General features: G+C 72.1%; 20 protein-coding genes and 2 pseudogenes. 10 read left to right on the top strand and 12 right to left on the bottom strand.

The features are described from left to right. Together ACL02O_RS10185 and ACL02O_RS10180 are read left to right on the top strand one after the other, a co-directional pair. The coding region (locus ACL02O_RS10185) for a transposase (protein ID WP_412817743.1) at positions 1–603 on the top strand (603 nt) is incomplete at its 5' end. Between the two features lie 297 nt (positions 604–900). Continuing rightward, complete coding sequence (locus ACL02O_RS10180) at positions 901–1,296, top strand: VOC family protein (protein WP_412817742.1); 396 nt, start codon at positions 901–903, stop codon at positions 1,294–1,296. Between the two features lie 183 nt (positions 1,297–1,479). Here the strand turns inward: ACL02O_RS10180 and ACL02O_RS10175 are convergent. The 3 genes and pseudogenes from ACL02O_RS10175 to ACL02O_RS10165 form a co-directional block, all read right to left on the bottom strand. Continuing rightward, positions 1,480–1,611, bottom strand: a pseudogene (locus ACL02O_RS10175) (hypothetical protein); the annotation flags it as partial. 184 nt (positions 1,612–1,795) lie between these two features. Beyond that, positions 1,796–2,257 (bottom strand): ArsI/CadI family heavy metal resistance metalloenzyme, encoded by a 462-nt coding sequence (locus tag ACL02O_RS10170; protein WP_412817741.1) that lies wholly within the window; start codon positions 2,255–2,257, stop codon positions 1,796–1,798. A gap of 17 nt (positions 2,258–2,274) precedes the next feature. Further along, positions 2,275–2,424: a hypothetical protein gene (locus ACL02O_RS10165; protein WP_412817740.1), complete on the bottom strand. Its 150-nt coding sequence runs from the start codon at positions 2,422–2,424 to the stop codon at positions 2,275–2,277. Here ACL02O_RS10165 and ACL02O_RS10160 point away from each other — a divergent pair. Further along, positions 2,423–2,820: pseudogene (locus tag ACL02O_RS10160) on the top strand (ArsR/SmtB family transcription factor). The gene ACL02O_RS10165 and the pseudogene ACL02O_RS10160 sit on opposite strands and share 2 nt — an antisense overlap. Positions 2,821–2,908: 88 nt before the next feature. Here ACL02O_RS10160 and ACL02O_RS10155 read toward each other — a convergent pair. Further along, entirely contained in the window at positions 2,909–3,256 is a 348-nt protein-coding gene (locus ACL02O_RS10155; protein WP_412817739.1) for an antibiotic biosynthesis monooxygenase family protein, read from the bottom strand. A gap of 159 nt (positions 3,257–3,415) precedes the next feature. Between ACL02O_RS10155 and ACL02O_RS10150 the strand changes: the two genes are divergently transcribed. Beyond that, a complete protein-coding gene (locus tag ACL02O_RS10150; RefSeq protein ID WP_412817738.1) occupies positions 3,416–4,075 on the top strand; it encodes an HAD family hydrolase in 660 nt (219 codons plus the stop codon). 27 nt (positions 4,076–4,102) lie between these two features. Here ACL02O_RS10150 and ACL02O_RS10145 read toward each other — a convergent pair whose 3' ends face one another. The 4 genes from ACL02O_RS10145 to ACL02O_RS10130 are packed head-to-tail and all read right to left on the bottom strand — an operon-like array spanning position 4,103 to position 7,504. Then, positions 4,103–5,005: an inositol monophosphatase family protein gene (locus tag ACL02O_RS10145; RefSeq protein WP_412817737.1), complete on the bottom strand. Its 903-nt coding sequence runs from the start codon at positions 5,003–5,005 to the stop codon at positions 4,103–4,105. A 15-nt stretch (positions 5,006–5,020) separates the two neighbouring features. Then, positions 5,021–5,674, bottom strand: coding sequence for a hypothetical protein (locus ACL02O_RS10140; protein ID WP_412817736.1), 654 nt, complete (start codon positions 5,672–5,674; stop codon positions 5,021–5,023). Then, entirely contained in the window at positions 5,671–6,672 is a 1,002-nt protein-coding gene (locus tag ACL02O_RS10135) for a hypothetical protein (protein WP_412817735.1), read from the bottom strand. Before ACL02O_RS10135 ends, ACL02O_RS10140 begins: the two co-directional genes overlap by 4 nt. Before the next feature lie 55 nt (positions 6,673–6,727). Continuing rightward, the gene (locus ACL02O_RS10130) at positions 6,728–7,504 is read right to left on the bottom strand and encodes a class I SAM-dependent methyltransferase (protein WP_412817734.1); all 777 of its coding nucleotides are present in this window, start codon (positions 7,502–7,504) and stop codon (positions 6,728–6,730) included. Between the two features lie 159 nt (positions 7,505–7,663). On the opposite strand from ACL02O_RS10130, the gene ACL02O_RS10125 reads away from it, so the two are divergent. The 3 genes from ACL02O_RS10125 (at position 7,664) to ACL02O_RS10115 (ending at position 11,081) form a co-directional block, all read left to right on the top strand. Then, complete coding sequence (locus tag ACL02O_RS10125) at positions 7,664–8,113, top strand: helix-turn-helix transcriptional regulator (RefSeq protein ID WP_412817733.1); 450 nt, start codon at positions 7,664–7,666, stop codon at positions 8,111–8,113. Positions 8,114–8,118: 5 nt separating this feature from the next. Next, positions 8,119–8,529, top strand: a complete 411-nt coding sequence (locus ACL02O_RS10120) for a VOC family protein (RefSeq protein WP_412817732.1) — start codon at positions 8,119–8,121, stop codon at positions 8,527–8,529. A 167-nt stretch (positions 8,530–8,696) separates the two neighbouring features. Beyond that, on the top strand, positions 8,697–11,081 hold the full coding sequence (locus ACL02O_RS10115; RefSeq protein WP_412817731.1) for an ATP-binding cassette domain-containing protein: 2,385 nt from the start codon (positions 8,697–8,699) through the stop codon (positions 11,079–11,081). A gap of 477 nt (positions 11,082–11,558) precedes the next feature. Here the strand turns inward: ACL02O_RS10115 and ACL02O_RS10110 are convergent, their stop codons facing one another. Further along, positions 11,559–12,806: an MFS transporter gene (locus ACL02O_RS10110; protein ID WP_412817730.1), complete on the bottom strand. Its 1,248-nt coding sequence runs from the start codon at positions 12,804–12,806 to the stop codon at positions 11,559–11,561. 135 nt (positions 12,807–12,941) lie between these two features. Between ACL02O_RS10110 and ACL02O_RS10105 the strand changes: the two genes are divergently transcribed. After that, positions 12,942–13,877 carry a LysR family transcriptional regulator gene (locus ACL02O_RS10105; RefSeq protein ID WP_412817729.1) on the top strand — a complete coding sequence of 312 codons (936 nt, stop codon included), beginning with the start codon at positions 12,942–12,944 and terminating at the stop codon, positions 13,875–13,877. Between the two features lie 118 nt (positions 13,878–13,995). Beyond that, complete coding sequence (locus ACL02O_RS10100; RefSeq protein ID WP_412817728.1) at positions 13,996–14,571, top strand: hypothetical protein; 576 nt, start codon at positions 13,996–13,998, stop codon at positions 14,569–14,571. Between the two features lie 30 nt (positions 14,572–14,601). Here the strand turns inward: ACL02O_RS10100 and ACL02O_RS10095 are convergent, their stop codons facing one another. The 3 genes from ACL02O_RS10095 to ACL02O_RS10085 are packed head-to-tail and all read right to left on the bottom strand — an operon-like array spanning position 14,602 to position 17,021. Next, on the bottom strand, positions 14,602–15,498 hold the full coding sequence (locus ACL02O_RS10095; RefSeq protein WP_412817727.1) for an alpha/beta hydrolase: 897 nt from the start codon (positions 15,496–15,498) through the stop codon (positions 14,602–14,604). A gap of 22 nt (positions 15,499–15,520) precedes the next feature. Continuing rightward, positions 15,521–15,940, bottom strand: coding sequence for an NUDIX domain-containing protein (locus ACL02O_RS10090; RefSeq protein WP_412817726.1), 420 nt, complete (start codon positions 15,938–15,940; stop codon positions 15,521–15,523). 4 nt (positions 15,941–15,944) lie between these two features. Then, a complete protein-coding gene (locus ACL02O_RS10085) occupies positions 15,945–17,021 on the bottom strand; it encodes an ArsR/SmtB family transcription factor (protein ID WP_412817725.1) in 1,077 nt (358 codons plus the stop codon). Between ACL02O_RS10085 and ACL02O_RS10080 the strand changes: the two genes are divergently transcribed. Beyond that, the gene (locus ACL02O_RS10080) at positions 17,020–18,285 is read left to right on the top strand and encodes an MFS transporter (protein WP_412817724.1); all 1,266 of its coding nucleotides are present in this window, start codon (positions 17,020–17,022) and stop codon (positions 18,283–18,285) included. The two genes, ACL02O_RS10085 and ACL02O_RS10080, sit on opposite strands and share 2 nt — an antisense overlap. Positions 18,286–18,359: the final 74 nt, after the last annotated feature.

The following is an 18,359-nucleotide window of genomic DNA, read 5'->3' as shown; positions in this document are numbered from 1 at the left end:
CAGGCCAACTTCACCGACCCCGACTCGCGGATCATGAAGAACAGCGACGGCGCCTACATCCAGGCATACAACGCTCAGTCCGTCGTGGACGCCGAACACCAGGTCATCACCGCCGCCGACGTGACGACCAACGCCTCCGACGCGCTGAACTACACCACGATGCTCGACCAATGCGCGGCGAACACCGGCGTCCAGCCCAAGCAGGCACTGGTCGACGCAGGCTACTGCTCCGAGACCAACCTTGAGGCCGCGAAGGACCGTCAACTTGGCTGCGGCACCGACACGTTCATGGCCACCGGCCGCCTGACCCACGACGAACAGGTCCCGCCCGCACCCCGCGGACGGATCCCGGCGAACGCCACACTCAAGGAACGCATGGCCCGCAAGCTGCGGACCAAGCACGGCAAGGCCGCCTACAGCCGCCGCAAAGCCATCGTCGAACCCGTCTTCGGCCAGATCATGACCTGCCAGAACGGCCGCCAACTCCTCCTGCACGGCGAGGACGGCGCCCGCGGTGAGTGGCGCCTGCTCGCCACCTGGCACAACCTCCGCAAGATCTTCCGCCACGCCGGAACCACCCGACTCGCTGCCCTGGCCGGCTGACCAACCGGGCCTCCCGACCCGGCCACGGGCCCGTACCAGGCCGCACTCCTGACGTGCAGGACCCCACCGCCGACTCACAGGTGCCAGCGGGGCGACCACGACCGATCACATCGATCACGGCCAGCCGCCGCCTGCTCGTTACTGACCCACGCTCATAGCCAGGAGCCCGCGGCCCTCCTGATCAACAGTCACGGCCTCGGCGCTCGGTTGCCTATACACGAGAAGTCACGCTGCCGCCACGCCGGACACCAGCGAGCCGCCACCGAAGTCCCGTGCAGGTCCTGCAACGATGCCCGAGTGACTTCCTTCATCTCCCACACCAGCGTCGACTGTGCCGATGCGTACACCTTGTGCCGCTGGTGGCAGGCCGTCCTCGACTACGTCGAGGACCCCGATGATCCGAACGAGCCAGGACACGAGGAATGCATGATCGTCTCTCGGGACCGGACGCATCGTCTGCTCTTCATCGAGGTGCCAGAGTCAAAGCAGGTCAAGAACAGGATCCACTTCGATCTGCGTCCAGTCGAAGGCTCACGCGATGCCGAACTAGCCCGACTGATCGAGCTGGGCGCGACCACCGTCGACGACCGACGCAACGCAGACGGAACCGGATGGGCGGTGCTCGCGGATCCCGAGGGAAACGAGTTCTGCATTCTCCGGAGTACCGCCGAGGTTGCTGCTGGGCCAACCTGACCGCCGTCGTACCGTCCGGTCGTGCCGGCGCGCCCACCGGCACGACCGGACGTTGACCTGCTCAACGCGCTGTGGCGCTGCGTGGGGCGCGGTCGGCGGCATGGCAGGGCGGCGTTGGCGCGCTTCGACGAGTCTGGCGAGGTTCGCCAGGGCTGTACGCGTAACCGCCTCGTTGTCTTCGGCCGGGATCGCGTCGGGAGTGCCGTCATGCATGACGACGGCTCTGGTGCACCCGTCCACATCGGTGAGCGTCGTGGTCGTGGTCATGGCGCCGAGGAGCGCGGGAGCGTCGCGCTCGAACTCGAACTCGACCACCCGCTGGGCCGGCACGATCTTGACGAAGTGGCCGTGGTAGCTGTCGGTGCGTGTCGTTGACCTGCCGTCTCATGGCCCGGCAGATAACCCGCCCCCACCTGTCTCCGTCTCCGGAGCAGGACACCATGCCGAGCGCGGCGCGCGTCCGCCCTCAGGTCGAGGGCGGACGCGCAGGCCGTGACCGTCAGCAGCAGCTGGCGGCAGCGCCGCCCGTAGTGACGGGCTCCCGGTCGGCGGCCGGGGTGCAGCAGGCGCTCTCGGTGGCCTTGGCCAGCTGGGCGCTGTCGGCCTTGACGGTGTAGACCTCCCAGGGCTCGTCGCCGGGGCCGCGCACCCAGACCTTGTCCTGGAGGGCGTAGCAGCACTCGGTGTCGTTCTCCTCCAGGGTGATCAGGCCGGCGTCGGTGAGCCGCCGGGTCGCGGCGTCGACCTCGTCGGTGCTGAACACCTCGACGCCCAGGTGGTCCAGGACGGTGGGCTGCTCGGCCTCCCCTTCGAGCAGGACGAGCTTCAGGGGTGGGTTCTCGACCGCAAAGTTGGCGTAGCCGGGGCGGCGCTTGGCCGGCTCGACGCCGAACAGCTTCGAGTAGAAGGCCACGGAGCCTTCGAGGTCGGAAACGCGCAGGGCGAGCTGGACGCGGGACATGGTTCCTCCTGACGGGTTCAGCGGACGTAGGTGGTGAGGGCGGCGGCGCGGGCACGCGCGTGGTGGGCGTCAGCCCGGCAGGTGGCGGTGCAGACCTGGCCGCAGGGTTCGCAGAACGTGACGTTCTGGGCGTCGGCGGTACGGCGGTGACGGAACAGCTTGATCATCGCTTCGCCCTTGTCTAGATGGCATTCGAAGCAGGACCTCACTGTCGCACCCTGTTTTGAGATCTGTCAACCTAGAGCTGCATCGAAACAAGCCTTGCCGGTGGTCGCCCCGATGTTCAAGGCGCTGGGCGGCCCGATCCGGCTGCGCTTGATGTCGATGATCGTCTCGGAGCCGGAGATCTGCGTCGGCGACCTCACGCCGGCGTTCGACCTGTCCGGCCGACCATCTCCTATCACCTCAAGGTGTTGCGCGAGGCCGGCCCCGTCTTCCCCGGGCAAGCGTTACGAGGACTGGCAGCTCACCGACCCCGCCGGCCAGCCGGTCGAGGTCGTGCGCAGGTACGCGACGAGATCAGGGACCAGATCGACGCACTGCTGGCCGAACTGTGCCCCTGACCCACGACGATCCGGCGCACCCGCGCCGTCGGGCCGTCGTCGCGCAGGTTGCGCACGGCACCCACCCGAGGAACCGGCGCGGTGGCACCTACAGATCTGCCGGGCGGGCAAAACCGTAGGCGCGCTCGACCTTGGCCACATGGACCGCGAACGAGTCATACCAGTGCTCGCGTCCGTGCTCGCGGGTCATGGTGTGCTCCGCGTGGTCCCGCCAGGCAGCGATCGACTCCTCGTCCCTCCAGTACGAGACCGTGATCCCCAGGCCGTCCGCACCACGAGCCGAATCGACGCCGAGGAAACCCGGCTGCTCGGCAGCCAGTTTCAGCATCTGCTCGGCTCTCTCCCCGTAGCCGCTGTCGCCAGCGGTCCGCACGGAGGTGAACACCACCGCGTAGTAGGGCGGGGCGGGCAGCGACGCGGGCGCAAGATCGGCCACGAAGATCCTCCGACAGGTGGCAGGGGAACGGCCGCCTCAAACGATCTCACACACCCGCACTGCCCCTCGGCGTTGTGAGGTCTCACGGGACGGATCGCGGACGGTGCGGCGGGTAGATCTATGATCCACTGACAGCGCGACCGGGACGGAGGGACGCAAGTGATCGACGCGATCTTCTTCGATGTCGGCGGGACGATCCTCGACGAGTCCCGCGAATTCGAGACCTGGGCGGACTGGCTCGGCGTTCCACGTCACACGTTGTCGGCGGTCTTCGGTGCGGTCATCGCCCGCGGTCTGGACTATCGGGAAACGTTCCGGACCTTCCGGCCCGATTTCGATCACGCGGCCGAACTCGAGCGCCGAGCAGCCGCTGACAAGCCGGAGTCGTTCGGCGAAGAGGATCTCTACCTCGACGCACGACCGTGCCTGACCGCCTTGAAGGATCAGGGCCTGTTCGTGGGCCTGGCCGGCAACCAACCAGCTCATGCTGAGCCGACCCTCCGCGCTCTCGGCCTTCCCGTGGACGTGATCGGCACGTCGGACGGTTGGGGCGTGGAGAAGCCGTCACCGGCCTTTTTCGAGCGGGTCATTCGCGAAGGCGGTGGCGATGCGTCTTCGATCCTGTACGTCGGCGACCGACCCGACAACGATGCCCGCCCGGCCATGGAGGCAGGGATGAAGGCGTGCCTGATCCGGCGCGGTCCATGGGGTCACATCCTCGACACCCCAGCCGTGTCTGAGCAGTGCCTGTTCCGCATCGATTCGCTGGACGAACTCCCTAGCCTGGTTGCGAAGCACAACGCAGACCCACGCTCCTAGTATCGAAGGCGATGGAGACGACGAGCGTCACCAGCCGACGGAGCTGAGGCTGATCGGGGTGAGCTGGCGGACCTGGGGCTCGATCCACTGGGCCGCCGTCACCAGCTTGACCAGCCGGTCGATGGTCTCCGGCGGGCCCGCGACGAAGCTGCGCCGGTCGGCCGGGCAGCCGTACCGGTCGTCGAAGCAGCCGCCGTCGAGGGCCCGGACCACCATGCCGGCCTCGGCGGCGAGCAGCATCCCGGCCGGCAGGTCGACCGCCTCGGGGCGGTAGCCGACGATGCCGTCGATGTCGCCCCGGGCCAGCATCACCCAGGACAGCAGCGGCGCCCACAGTTGCAGCACCCGGCGGGCGGTGGAGTCGAGCACCACCTTCAGCGCGCGGGCGGTGCTGTCGTCGCGGCTTACCTCGTGCCCCTGGGTCCAGGCGAGCACCGGCACGGCCGGCACCGGCCGCTGCGGCGCGTGCAGCGGGCGACCGGACGGGCCGGCCGCGTGCACGAAGGCGCCCTGGCCGCGCACGGCGGACCAGGTGCGGCCGGCGACCGGGTCGTGCACCACGCCGATCACCGGGGAGCCGCGCTCGCAGAGCGCGATCCCCACCACGTACGCGGGCAGTCCGATGGCCACGTTGTTGGTGCCGTCGAGCGGGTCGACCAGCCACGTCCACGACTGGTCGGGGGCGTACTCGCCGCCCTCCTCGGCGATCACCCCGTGTTCGGGCCAGCGGGCCCGGATCCGGTCGACGATCAGCCGTTCGGCGGCCAGGTCCAGGTCGGTTACCAGGTCACCGGTGGCATTCTTGGCCCGGGCGTGCAGCTGGCCCCGGGCGCCCCGGCGCAGCAGCCGCCCGGCGGCCCGGGCCGCGTCCACCGCGAACCGGTGCGCATCCCGCAGGTCGGGTCCGCATCTGCTCGGCTCCACGTCCATGGTTCCTCCCGCCATTCAGCACCGTGCCACCAGTTGGGCGATCTCGCGCGCCAGTCGCGAGGTCTCCGCCACGTCGCACCGGTCCCGGCGGACCTGGTGACTGCGCCCGTCCACCGCGCCGAGGCTCAGGTCGCAGGCGCCGGGGGTGGTCCGGCCGAGCGCCACGGTCACCGCCGGTTGTCCGGGGCCCACCTCGGAGGTGTGGAAACCGCCGGCGCGCAGCGCGTACGAGTCGCCGACGGAGTGCGTCTCCACTGTGGCGGTCACCGCCGTGACCAGCCGGTCGGTGGCGGCCATCTCGTCGACATCGCCGCGGCTGCGCACCTCGTACACCCGCCAGGCGGGTTCGGCGGGCGCGTCGCTGACCTCGATCAGCTCGTTGCGGACCCGGCCGTGCAGCACGTGGCTGAGCAGATCCCAGCTGTGCGAGTGCATCGTGGAGGTGGTCGGCCGCACCGGCGGCAGGTCGGCCGCCCAGGCGTGCACGCAGATCCCGTCCGGGCCGCTGCGGTCCACCGGCAGGCAGGTGAAGCCGAGCGGGTGGCGGACGGCCAGCAACGGCCGGCGTCCGTCGGCGACGTCACCCAGGACCGCCAGCACCCAGTCGCGCAACATCTCCGGCCGCGTGCCCCGGTCGATCTCCCGTTCGAGATCGGCGTAGCTCATCATGCGTACGGGTTCCTCGCCTGGACGGCCCGGCCCACGATGTCGGCGACCTCGCGGTCACCGAAGGACCGGGGTAGCGGCAGCCCGAGCGCGGTGAAGAGTCGACGGGCCTGCTCCACGGAGGGTTCGTCGTCGAGTTTGACCTGTGCGGCGGCCTCGATGGGCACCCGTCGGCTCTGCTCGCGGCTGTACTGCAGCTCGATGTTGAACCGGTTGTAGTAGAGCTCCTTGCGGTCGATCCGCAGCGCCGGGGTCTGCGGATTCTCCTGGGTGATGATGACGCAGCTCGACGAGAGGTCGTACCGGAACGTGGTCATCTGCGCGGAGAGCCGCACGTCGATGGTGAGCAGCCCGGAGCGTTGCAGGTGCCAGCAGGCGGCCAGCACGGTGGCGTACGACTCCTTGCGGGTGCGGTCGACGGTCCACCGCTCTCCCGGCCCGTCCGGGGCGAGGCTGCGCCGGAACCGCGCGTAGCGCTCGCAGACCTCCTCGTCGGTCGGGTCGATGATCTCGACGGCGACGTGCAGGGTGGCGTTGCGCCGGCGGGCGTGCTCCAGGCACTCGGGGAGGGTGACGGCCCGGGTGTAGGTGCCGGTGCCGCCCTTGAAGTTCCACCGGTCGGTGAGCCGGCGGGCCTCGGCCAGGGCCTGCCCGACCTCGCTGCCGTGCAGCACCCGGACCATCGAGACGCTGTCGATCGCCTCCCGGGCCCGGTTCAGCGCCCCGTCCGGACCGGTGATCTCGCGCATCTGGGGCACGAGGTCGGTGAGCCGGTCGCGGGTGTCCCGGACCACCTGCCGCACCTGCTGATCGGCGGTCTCCCGGCGCAGCCGGTCCCGCAGCACCGCCTGGGCGAGCAGGCCGAGGACCAGCAGGATGGCGCTGTTGACCACGTCCTGGCTCACCGCGTTGGTCAGCCCGAGGACCGCCACGGTCACGGCCAGCAGCAGCCCGATGAACGCGTCGAGATTGTTGACGACCCAGGTGAAGAGGCGGGCCATGACGTCCCCCGGTCGACGACGGAACCTCCATGATAGCCCTTTGTCAATGCGGCGATCACGCGCTGTTCCGGGGCGGTGGCGGGGCGCCGAGCCGCCGGGCCGCGCAGATCAGCGAGCCGCCGAGCCCGGGCGCGAGCCGGGCCAGCAGCCGGGAGGTCACCCACCGACCGCTCGGCAGCAGCCAACCGACCTGGTTGGAGCGGATTGCCAGCGGCGCGAAGCCGGCCTGCCGCAGCACCCGGCGCAGCAGCGACGCGGTGAACGGGCGGATGTGCAGCCACAGGTACGGGTGCAGGGGGTCCACCTGCCGGGGCGCGCGGCCGGCGAGGAAGGCCAGCCGGTCCTGCACGGTCGCCAGGTTGGGGGTGGTGAGCACCAGCAGCCCGCCCGGTACGAGCACCCGGTGGCACTCGCGCAGCAGCGCCACCGGGTCGTAGACGTGCTCGATCAGCTCGCCGGTGAGCAGGCCGGCGAAGCTGCCGGCCCGGAACGGCAGGCCCCGGGTGGCGTCCAGGCAGACCGGCAGGGCCCGACCGCGGACGGCCCGGCGGGCTTCGCCCAGCGCGGTCTGCGCCGTGTCGGCCACCACCAGCGGCCCGGGCAGCCGCGCCGGGTCGAGCATGCTGCGCGGGCCGCAGCCCAGCTCCAGCACCGGCCCGGTCCCGGCGACGCCGTCGACCATCAGCCGGGCCGCGACCGCGCGGCGGATCCGGTGGTACGGCTCGTCGACGTACCCGTTGACCTGCACGCCGTCGTCGTAACTGCGCCGGTTGGCGCGGCGACCGTGAGCCTGCGCGCTGCGCGACGGGACCCGGATCGGCGGCTCGGCCATCGCATCCTCCACTGCGCTCGTCGCCCGGGGGCGGCGACGCCCGCCCCTCAGCCTCGCACCGCGCCCGCCGGGGAGTGGGGAAATCCGTCCCGGCGTCGGCCGCGCGGTGGGTGGGCCGCACGTGAACATTCCGCGGCGCGACGTGGCACGATCGGGCAGGTGAACAACAGAACCCCGGAGGAGCAGCACCTGAGCGACCTCGCGCGACTGCGCCGCGTTCGCGACCGGATCGACCGGGAGTACGCCAAGCCGCTGGACGTCGAGGCGCTCGCCCGCGGCGTGAACATGTCGGCCGGGCACCTCAGCCGCCAGTTCCGGCTCGCCTACGGCGAGTCGCCGTACGCCTATCTGATGACCCGGCGTATCGAGCGTGCGATGGCGCTGCTGCGTCGTGGTGACCTCAGCGTCACCGAAGTCTGTTTCGCGGTCGGTTGCGGCTCGCTGGGCACCTTCAGCACCCGCTTCGCCGAACTGGTCGGTGTGCCGCCCAGCACCTACCGGCGCGAGGCCACGCGCACCACGGCGGGGATGCCGTCGTGCGTGGCGAAGCAGGTGACCAGACCGATCAGGAATCGAGAAGCGCAGGTCACGGAGCCGCAACTAGCCTGACCGCCATGGACATCACCATTCACGCGACCTTCCTCCCGCACACCGACCCGGAAGCCTCGCTGGCCTTCTACCGCGACACCCTCGGCTTCGAGCTCCGCAACGACGTCGGGTACGGCGGGATGCGCTGGCTGACGGTCGGCCCGCCCGACCAGCCCGGCACGTCCATCGTCCTGCACCCGCCGGCCGCGGACCCCGGCATCACCGACGAGGAGCGCCGGACCATCGCCGAGATGATGGCCAAGGGCACCTACGCCATCATCACCCTGGCCACCAAGGACCTCGACGGCACCTTCGAGCGGCTGCAGGCCGGCGACGCCGAGGTCGTCCAGGAGCCGACCGAGCAGCCGTACGGGATCCGCGACTGCGCCTTCCGCGATCCCGCGGGCAACCTCATCCGCATCAACGAGCTGCGCTGAGCCACGTCTCCGGCCGCGGGCCCGGCGGCTCCCCGGGCCGCGGCGGCGGGGATACCTTTGTGCCTGCGCCACGCGACCCGGTCGGATTCGACCCGGACGGGGTCGGCCCCCGGGCGACACCGCCGGCGACCGCGAAGGCGGCGGCCCACCCGACAGATGGAGACACGATGAGCTCGGCCACGAGGACCGACCCGCGGTCGCCTGCGCCGCACGGCGCCGACAGCCACGATCTGATCCGCGTGCACGGCGCGCGTGGGAACAACCTCAAGGACGTCAGCATCGAGATCCCGAAGCGCCGGCTGACGGTGTTCACCGGCGTCTCCGGCTCGGGCAAGAGCTCGCTGGTGTTCGGCACGATCGCCGCGGAGTCGCAGCGGCTGATCAACGAGACCTACAGCACCTTCGTCCAGGGCTTCATGCCGACGTTGGCGCGGCCCGACGTCGACGTCCTCGAAGGGCTGACCACCGCGATCATCGTCGACCAGGAGCGGATGGGCGGCAACCCGCGGTCCACGGTCGGCACCGCCACCGACGCCAACGCGATGCTGCGGATCCTCTTCAGCCGACTCGGCAAGCCGCACATCGGTTCGCCGCAGGCTTTCTCGTTCAACGTCGCGTCGATCTCCGGCGCGGGAGCGGTCACCATCCAGCGCGGCGGGACCGCCACGAAGGAGCGGCGCAGCTTCAGCATCGTCGGCGGCATGTGTCCGCACTGCGAGGGAATGGGATCGGTGTCCGACATCGACCTGTCGCAGCTGTTCGACGACTCCAAGTCGCTCTCCGAGGGTGCGATCACGGTCCCGGGCTTCAGCGCCGACGGCTGGTACGGGCGGATCTTCGCCGCGGTGGTGCCGGCCGACGTGCCCATCGCCAGGTTCACGAAGAAGCAGCGGCAGGAGTTCCTCTACGGCGAGGCCCGGCGGATCAAGGTCGACAACATCAACCTGACCTACGAGGGGCTGGTCCCGAGGATCCAGAAGTCGATGCTGTCCAAGGACATCGACTCCCTGCAGCCACACGTGCGCGCCTTCGTGGAGCGGGCGGTGACGTTCACCGTGTGCCCGGAGTGCGGTGGCACCCGGCTAAGCGAGGCGGCCCGGTCGTCGAAGATCAACGGGATCAGCATCGCCGACGCCTGCGCGATGCAGATCAGCGACCTCGCCGCGTGGCTCCGCGACCTCGAGGAGCCGTCGGTGGCGCCGCTGCTGGCGGCGCTGCGGGACACCCTCGACTCGTTCGTGGAGATCGGGTTGGGCTACCTCTCGCTCGACCGCGCGTCGGGCACGCTGTCGGGCGGCGAGGCGCAGCGCGTCAAGATGATCCGGCACCTCGGGTCGTCGCTGACCGACGTCACCTACGTGTTCGACGAGCCGACCGTCGGGCTGCACCCGCACGACATCCAGCGGATGAACGAGCTGCTGCTGCGGCTGCGCGACAAGGGCAACACCGTGCTCGTCGTGGAGCACAAGCCCGAGGTGATCGCGATCGCCGACCACGTCGTCGACCTGGGCCCCGGCGCAGGCGCCGAGGGCGGCGAGGTGATGTTCGAGGGCACCGCCGAGGGGCTGCGCAAGAGTGAGACGGTCACCGGGCGGCACCTGGACGACCGCGCCGCCCTGAAGCCGTCGGCGCGGACGCCGTCCGGTGCGCTGGAGGTCCGCGGCGCCGGCACCCACAACCTCCAGGACGTCGACGTGGACATCCCGCTCGGCGTGCTGTGCGTGGTCACGGGCGTCGCCGGCTCGGGCAAGAGCTCACTCATCCACGGCTCGGTGTCCGGGCAGGACGGGGTGGTGTCGGTTGACCAGACCGCGATCCGCGGCTCGCGACGGAGCAACCCGGCGACGTACACCGGCCTGCTCGACCCGATCCGCAAGGCGTTCGCGAAGGCCAACGGCGTCAAGCCGGCGCTGTTCAGCGCCAACTCCGAGGGCGCCTGCCCCGCCTGCAACGGCGCCGGCGTCATCTACACCGACTTGGCGATGATGGCCGGCGTGGCCACCACCTGCGAGGAGTGCGGGGGGAAGCGGTTCCAGGCGTCGGTGCTGGAGTACCACCTCGGTGGCCGCGACATCAGCGAGGTGCTCGCGATGTCGGTGACCGGGGCCGAGGAGTTCTTCGGCGCCGGCGAGGCGCGGATCCCGGCGGCCCACAAGATCCTCGAGCGGCTCGCCGACGTGGGGCTCGGCTACCTCACCCTCGGCCAGCCGTTGACCACGCTCTCCGGCGGTGAGCGGCAGCGGCTCAAGCTGGCCACCCAGATGGCCGAGAAGGGCAGCGTCTACGTCCTCGACGAGCCGACCACCGGCCTGCACCTCGCCGACGTCGAGCAGCTGCTCGGCCTGCTCGACCGGCTCGTCGACTCCGGCAAGTCGGTCATCGTCATCGAGCACCACCAGGCGGTCATGGCGCACGCCGACTGGATCATCGACCTCGGCCCCGGCGCCGGCCACGACGGCGGCCGGGTCGTCTTCGAGGGCCCACCCGCCGACCTCGTCGCCGCCCGCTCCACCCTCACCGGCGAGCACCTCGCGGCCTACGTCGGCGGCTGACCGGGGCCGGCGCGGGTACCGCGCGACGAAAGCGCCCGACAGCCGGGCCGGCGAGCGCCGGGCCGATCGGGCGTCATCGGGGCATGACCCGCGACGACGCCGGCTGGATCACGGTCGCCGGCTACGAGAACCTGCGCGGCTGCCCGACTCCGATGGCCACCCTGCGGGGTTGACTGCGCGACCGGGGCATCGACTGGATGCCGATCCGGCCGGACGAGATCCGCGCCGACCTGGCCTGCGGCCCCGGTGCGGACGGCCGGTGGCACGGCTGGGTCCGCGTCGAGGTGGCCGGGGCGGCGGCCGGTGTTCCTGGAGCTGGACGACATTCTGGACCGGCTCGCCGCCGACGCGGACCGCCGGCTCGCGTTCCAGGCCACCGCTGCCGGAGGGTGACGACGCTGCGCGATGACCCGGGCGGGCGCGCGGAAGACGGCCGCGGATCGGCGGTACGCGGCGCGGGGCGCGGGGCGCGGTGTCTCACGTGCGGCTCGGGGCCAGTTCCTGCTCGTGCCGTGTGGTGTGGTGTGGTCGTGTCCGGGGGAGCAGCAGCGGGGTGGTCAGGATGAGCAGACCTGCGATCGCGATCGCGGTGCGCGGGCTGGTGATGTTGGCCAGCAGGCCCCACAGGGCGGTCATGGCGGCGATGGTGGCGTTGCTGGTGACCGACCACGCGGACAGGGTGCGGGCGACCCGGTCCGTCGCGGTCCGGTCGAGTCGGTAGGTGGCGAACACCGGGTTGAACACGCCCACGCACGTGACCAGGCCAAGTTGGACGGCGATGACGAGCACGAGCCCGGCGGTGCCGGGGCCGATGAACGCCAACCCGATCGGCCAGCACGCGCGCAGCGCCCCGGCGGTGAGCAGGACCTTGTGCGGTCCGAACCGGGTGACGAGTCGGTGGGCCAGTCGTGAGCCGATCAGTCCGCCGACGCAGGGTGCTCCGAAGGCGAGGCCGTACTGCCAGGGCGCGAACCCGAGTCGGTCAAGCATGAGGACGGCGAGCAGCGGTGAGGTCGCCATGATCAGGCCGTTGACCAGGATCGTGTTGAAGAACAGCGGGCGCAGCGCCGGGTGGGTCAGGATGTAGCGCCACCCGTTGGGCAGGTCGCCGGCTCGCAGCCGTGGGCCATCGGTTCGGGCGGGGCGCGGCTCTCCGCCTCCGATCGCGCCGACACCCACTGCCGAGAGCAGGTAGCTGATCGCATCGGCCGCCACGGTCGTCACCGGGCCGAACAGGCCGATCGCGGCATTGCCGAGTGGCGGTCCCACCACGGTGGCGGTCCAGGTGGTGGCCTCGAACCGCCCGTTCGCGACGAGCAGGTCCGCCCGAGGTATCAGGGCCTTCAGGTAGGCGCCGCTGGCCGCTTTGAAGGCAATGCCGGCCGCAGCGGCGACGACCGACACGACCACGAGTTGGGTGAAGGTGAGCCAGCCGAGCGCGGACGCGGCGGGCACGCTCATCAACGCGGCGAACCGGATCAGGTCCATCGTCACCATCACCGGCCGCTTACGGCGGAACTCCACCCACGGGCCGAGCGGTGTCGCCACCACCGCACCGACTGCCAGCCCCACAGCTGACAGCAGCGACACCTCAACGGGCCCGGCGTGCAGCACAAGGATCGCGATCAAGGGAAACGCGCCGAACCCGAGCCACGTGCCGAACGTGCTGACCGTGTACGCCGCCCAGAGCCACCCGAACTGCCGCCCCAACGACCTGCCAGCCACCCAGCAGCCCCCGCAATCTCCACCGAACAACCCGACGTTGACCAGTGAGATCCAAACAAGCGGCCGGGTCGCGGATCAAACAACCACCACGCCGGCAAGCTACAACCCGCAGTTGTGGCGATAAGGTCTGTCACCGTGGATTTCGACGCCGTGCGCACCTTCGTCGCCGCCGCTGACGCGGGCCAGTTCCAGGAGGCCGCCGCCGAGCTTGCGGTCACTCAGCAGGCTGTCTCCAAGCGCATCGCCGCGCTGGAGCGCAGCCTCGGCGTGCGGCTGTTCACCCGCACGCCGCGCGGCGCCGAGCTCACCATCGACGGGCAGGCGTTCCTGCCCCACGCGCACGAGCTGCTGCGCGTCGCCGAGCGCGCGGTCGCGTCCGTGCGCGCCGGCCGCCGTCCGCTGCGCGTCGACGTGATCGCCTCGCGCGTCGCGCCGTCGGGCCTGATGCGCGCATTCCACCGCGCGCATCCCGAGATCGAGCTCGACGTGGTGATGCTGTTCGACGTCGAGCTGGCCGTCGCTGCCATCCGGTCCGGTGAGATCGACGCGTCCTTCCGCGCCGTCGCCGTGCCCGGCCGGCCCCTTCCCGAGGACATCGAGTCCGCCCGGGTGCTCGACGAACCGCTGGAGCTCCTCACCGGCCCCGCCCACGCGCTGGCGGGCGCGCGGTCGGTGACCGTCGCCCAGCTCGTCGGGCACCGGATCTGGATGCCCGGCATCGTGCCCGGTACCGAGTGGGCCGCCTACTACGACGACCTCGTCGCCGAGTTCGGCCTCACCATCGAGGCGACCGGCCCCAACTTCGGCTCCGACGCGCTCCTCGACACCGTCGCCGACACCCCGGCACTGGCCACCTTCATGGGTGCCCGGACCCGCCTCGTCTGGCCCGCCGGCCACGGCCTGCGCCGCATCCCGGTGACCGACCCGACGCCCGTCTACCCGCACTCGCTCCTCTGGCACCGCGACAATCCCCACCCGGCGCTGGCCACCCTCCGCGCCCACCTCGCCGCCACAACGGCCGGGCAGGACGCCGCCGGGACCTGGGCGCCGGGTTGGGTGATTCCGCGTTGAACGCTGCCGCGTCGGCAATCATCGTGGCGCCGGATCGCCGGACGGTGGCTCGGGGGCAGGCGCGGCCTTCGGCACGCTCCGGCCCACTCCGTATGCCGCCTTCCATCAGCCTGGGCCGATGAGACCACGGGGATGGTGGCTGGTGGTGGCGCTGCTGACCGCGGTGCCCCTGACCGGGTGTACGCGGGCTGACGGGGCCGACGCCACCCGGGTGCCCGGCTGCACGGTGCCACCGGACGAGGACGCGCTGCTCGACGCGTACGCGAAGGACCCGGTCGTGGCGGTGCGGCCGGAGGGCGCCCGGCCCGCCGGGGACGTCGTCCGCAGTACCGGATGCCGCCGGCTGAACAAGGAGGACGTCTCGAACACCTCGGTGGTGCTCACCTGGCGCCCGGATCACGACTACGACGAGGCCACCCTGCGCCGGATCTACGATCCGGTGGCCCGCGACGCCGGCTGGCGGTACGCGGTGGACCCCGACGCCGCCCCCGACGGGGCGGGCGAGACCACCCTCGCCTACTGCCGCGACGTGCGGGGCATCACCAGCCGGCTGCTGATCCGGGCCCAGGCCACGCAACGGATGGACGTCCGGCCGAGCTCGGCGGACCGGTCGCCCTCCCCGCAGTGGTCGGTGGTCGCCCCGGCCCTGATCTACCTCACCATCCACGCCGCCCCGGCCTGCCCCCGCCCCTGACGGACGCCGGGGCTGCCCGGGCAGTGGAGGTCAGCCGGCCAGCGCCGCGCTGATCGCGCGAACCTGTCCGGGGGCGACGGAGTTCCAGAACTCACCGTCGTGGCAGCCGGTACGGATGTCCACCACCGTCGGGTCGGGCAGCCGGTCGCGCAGGGTACGGACCGCCGGGGCGAACGGGTCCGCCGCGCCGATGGCGATGCGCACCGGCAGGCCGGCGAACTCCCGGGCCCGGGCGGTCACGTCGTGCCGGGCCCACTCCTGCGCGCTGTCGAAGGCGCCGGCGTTGACCCGACGGGCGTCGGCGTACGAGTGGAAGATCGCCGGTGAGGTGGCCACCACGGCCCGGAAGCGGTCCCGGTAGGTCAGTGCGGCGAGCAGCGCCCCATACCCGCCCATCGACCAGCCAGCCACCACGACCCGGTCGGCCGCGAGCCCCCGCCCGGCGAGCATCGGCAGGAACTCGTCGACGAGCATGCCGAGCGGGTCGTCGTCCGGGTGCGGATGCCAGTAGCCGTTCCCGCCGTCCGGCGCGGCGACGGCGAACGGGGTCGCCCCGTGCGGCAGCAGCCCGGCCAGGAACTCGGCGTACCGGCCGGCGCCGACGGCGGCGCGGGCGTCGGACGCGTACCCGTGCAGGGCCAGGCAGACCGGCAGCCCCGCGCCTGGGGCGTATCCGGGTGGGTAGACGATGGCGAAGCCGACCTCCCGGCGGCGCGCCGCGGAGCGGAAGCTGCCGGTGACCGGAGGGGGAACCGCCGCGCGCGGCGCGTCCGGCGCGCGGGCGTCGCACCGGCCGAGCGCGTGGTTGAGCACCGACCTGCCGGGCAGCACCTCCGCGTCGACCAGGGCGACGCCGGCCGCGCCGAGGGCGGCGACGCCGACGGCGGCGCCGGCGGCCTGGAGGAGTCGACGTCGGGTGATCGGCATGCGGTCACCGTAGACCGTCGGCTCAGTCGAGGTGGTCCGGCAGCAGCGCCAGGGTCGGTGCGAGCTGCGAGTGCGCCGGGGTGGGCAGCGCGTCGCGGGTGAACCAACCGAGCCGGTCGAACTTGTGCGGCTCGCCGAGGGAGACCTCGGCGGGGTCGACCCGGACGGCGAACACCACCGCGACCCAGTGCGAGGGCGGGTCGTCGCGCAGCACGTTGCGGACCCCGAGCAGGGTCGTCGTCAGCGGCGAGGCGCGGTACTCCTCACGGACCTCGCGGGCGACGGCGGCCTCGAACGTCTCGCCGAACTCCAACGCCCCCGCGCCGGTGTCCCAGCTGCCGGGTTCGTCGCGGGCGCCGGGACCGCGCCGGGCGAGCAGCAGCCGGCCGTTGCCGTCGTGGCAGATGAAGACGCAGGACACCGAGGGAGTACGTGCGGACATCCGCTCATTGTCCCGTCGGCGTCTGCTCCACCTCGCCGGCCCCGGCGATCAGCGCCTCCGCCGGGCCGGTCCGGGCGTAGAGCAGGAACCGCCCGGCCCGGTGCGTGCCAACCAGTCCGGCCTCGCGCAGGGCGGTGAGGTGGTGCGACACCGTGCCCGGGCTGAGCCCGCAGCGCCGGGCCAGCTCGGTGGTGGCGGTCGGCACGGCCAGCTCGTGCAGCAGCGTCGCCCGGGTGCGGCCGAGCACCCGGGCCAGCGCCTCCCCGGCCGGTGCGGCGTCCCGTTCCCACAGCGTGCCGATCGCTCGGGCCGGGTAGCGCAGGACCGGCTGCACGGCGTCCTCGGACAGGTTGGACCAGACCCGCGAGCCGGCGAAGACGGACGGGACGAGCAGCAGGCCGCGCCCGTCCAGGGCGACCGAGCCGGACCGGGTCAGGTGGTCCACCAGCAACGTTCCGTCGTCCCAGCGGACGTGCGGGTCGATCCGGTCGAGCAGGCCGCGGACCCCGTCGCTGGCCATCCGGGTCGCCCCGACCAGCACCTCCCGCTCCAGCAGGGTCCGGATCCGCGGCCAGTACGGGGCGAGGGCCACGTCGGCGTACTCGGCGATCACCCGGACCAGCCGGGCGAGCCCGGCCTCCGGGTCGGCGTGCAGTTCGGCCAGCGCGGGCGAGCGCGCCCCGGGCAGGCTGTCCACGCCGGTCCGGACGGTCTCGGGCGGCGTCGCGGCGAGCGCGGCCAGTTCCAAATCGAGGGTGGGTTGCCCGGTGAGCGGGGGCGGGCAGACGAACCCCGGGATCACCACGGTGGGCACCTGCACGAGGTCGGCGAAGAGCCGCCAGTCGAGGGTCGACAGCCGGGGTCGGACCTGGCGGTACCAGTTCTGGTGCGCCGGGAACCAGTCCGGGGTCTTGAGCACCCGGACGCTGGCCACGGCCTCCCACAGCGGCGACACGGCGAACCGGACGTTCGCCAGGTCCCGCATCTCCAGCGCGACGCTCAGCACCGGTACCTCCCCGTGGATTTGACGCAGCTCGAATCTATCGACCTCGCGGGGTTCGGCGACCAGTGTCGTGATCATGACCATGACCGACGACTCCCCGGCGACCCGCTCGTGGCCGCGGCCCTTCCGCTACCTGTACGCGGCCAGTCTCGCCGAGAACCTCGGCTACCAGGTCGGCTACCTGGCCGTGCCGGTGCTGGCCGTGTCGGCGCTGGCCGCCTCCCCCGGCCAGGTCGGGCTGCTCGCGATGCTCGCCACAGCGGCGTTCCTGCTGGTCGGACTACCCGCCGGGGTGTGGATCGACCGGTGGCCGCACCGGGCGGTCCTGATCACCGCCGACCTGGTCCGCGCCGCCCTGTACGCGTCGATCCCGCTGGCCTGGTGGGCCGGCCTGCTCACCATCGGCCAGCTGTACGCGGTGGTGCTGCTCACCGGCGTCGCCACCGTCTTCGGCGACGTGGCGGCGCAGAGCTTCCTGCCGGAGCTGGTCGGCCGGGACCGGCTGGTGGCGGCGAACTCCCTGCTGATGACCAGCAACGCCACCATCCAGATCGGCGGGCGGGGCGGCGGTGGCCTGCTGGTGCAGTGGCTCGGCGCGCCGGTCGCGCTGGCCGTCAACGGCCTCACCCACCTGCTGTCCGCGCTCGCCCTCACCCGGGTACGCCCGCCGGCCGCGCTCCGGGCCGCCGGGCGGGCGCCGGCCGGCGGCTTCGGCCGGCAACTCGGCGAGGGCGTCCGGCACGTGCTCGGCAGCCCGGCGCTGCGCCCGCTCGCCGTCTCGCTGGCCGGCATCAACCTGACGGTCAACCTGATGACCACCATGCTGCCGGTGGTCTTCCTGCGCGACCTCGGGCTCGGCGCCGGCCCGCTGGGGCTGTTCCTCGGCGCCGGTGGCGTCGGCGCGCTGCTGGGCGCGGTGACCGCGCGCCCGCTGGCCGCCCGGATCGGCCACGGCCGGGCGTTGTGGCTGCCTGGTCTCCTGGTCGCGCCGGCGGGCGTGCTGGTGGCGCTGGTGGATACCGGGGCCTGGCTCTGGCTGGCCGCGTCCGGGTGGCTGGCGCTGGCCTGGCGGACCGGGATCGGCAACGTCATCGGGGTGAGCCTGCGCCAGCGGGTCACCCCGGACCACCTGCTGGGCCGGATGAACGCCACCTTCCGGTTCCTGCTCACCGGGGCGATCGCGGTCGGCGCCGGGCTGGCCGGCCTGCTCGGCCAGTACGCCGACGCGCGTACCTCGCTCTGGGTCGGCGCGGTCGGCGCCGCCGCGACCTGGGTGCCGCTTTTCCGGTCGCCACTGCGGACGCTGACCGACCCGGCCGCGCTACCCGCCGCCGACCGGTGACGACGGCCGGTCCGGCCACGTTCATCAGCCGGCCGTCAGCACGAAACGATGTCGTTTCGGGTGTGCCGACGGTC

The organism is Micromonospora mangrovicola (assembly GCF_047200535.1).
GTDB lineage: Bacteria > Actinomycetota > Actinomycetes > Mycobacteriales > Micromonosporaceae > Micromonospora.
Note: the sequence above shows the minus strand (reverse complement) of the source record. Positions and strands in the feature narration are given on the sequence as shown.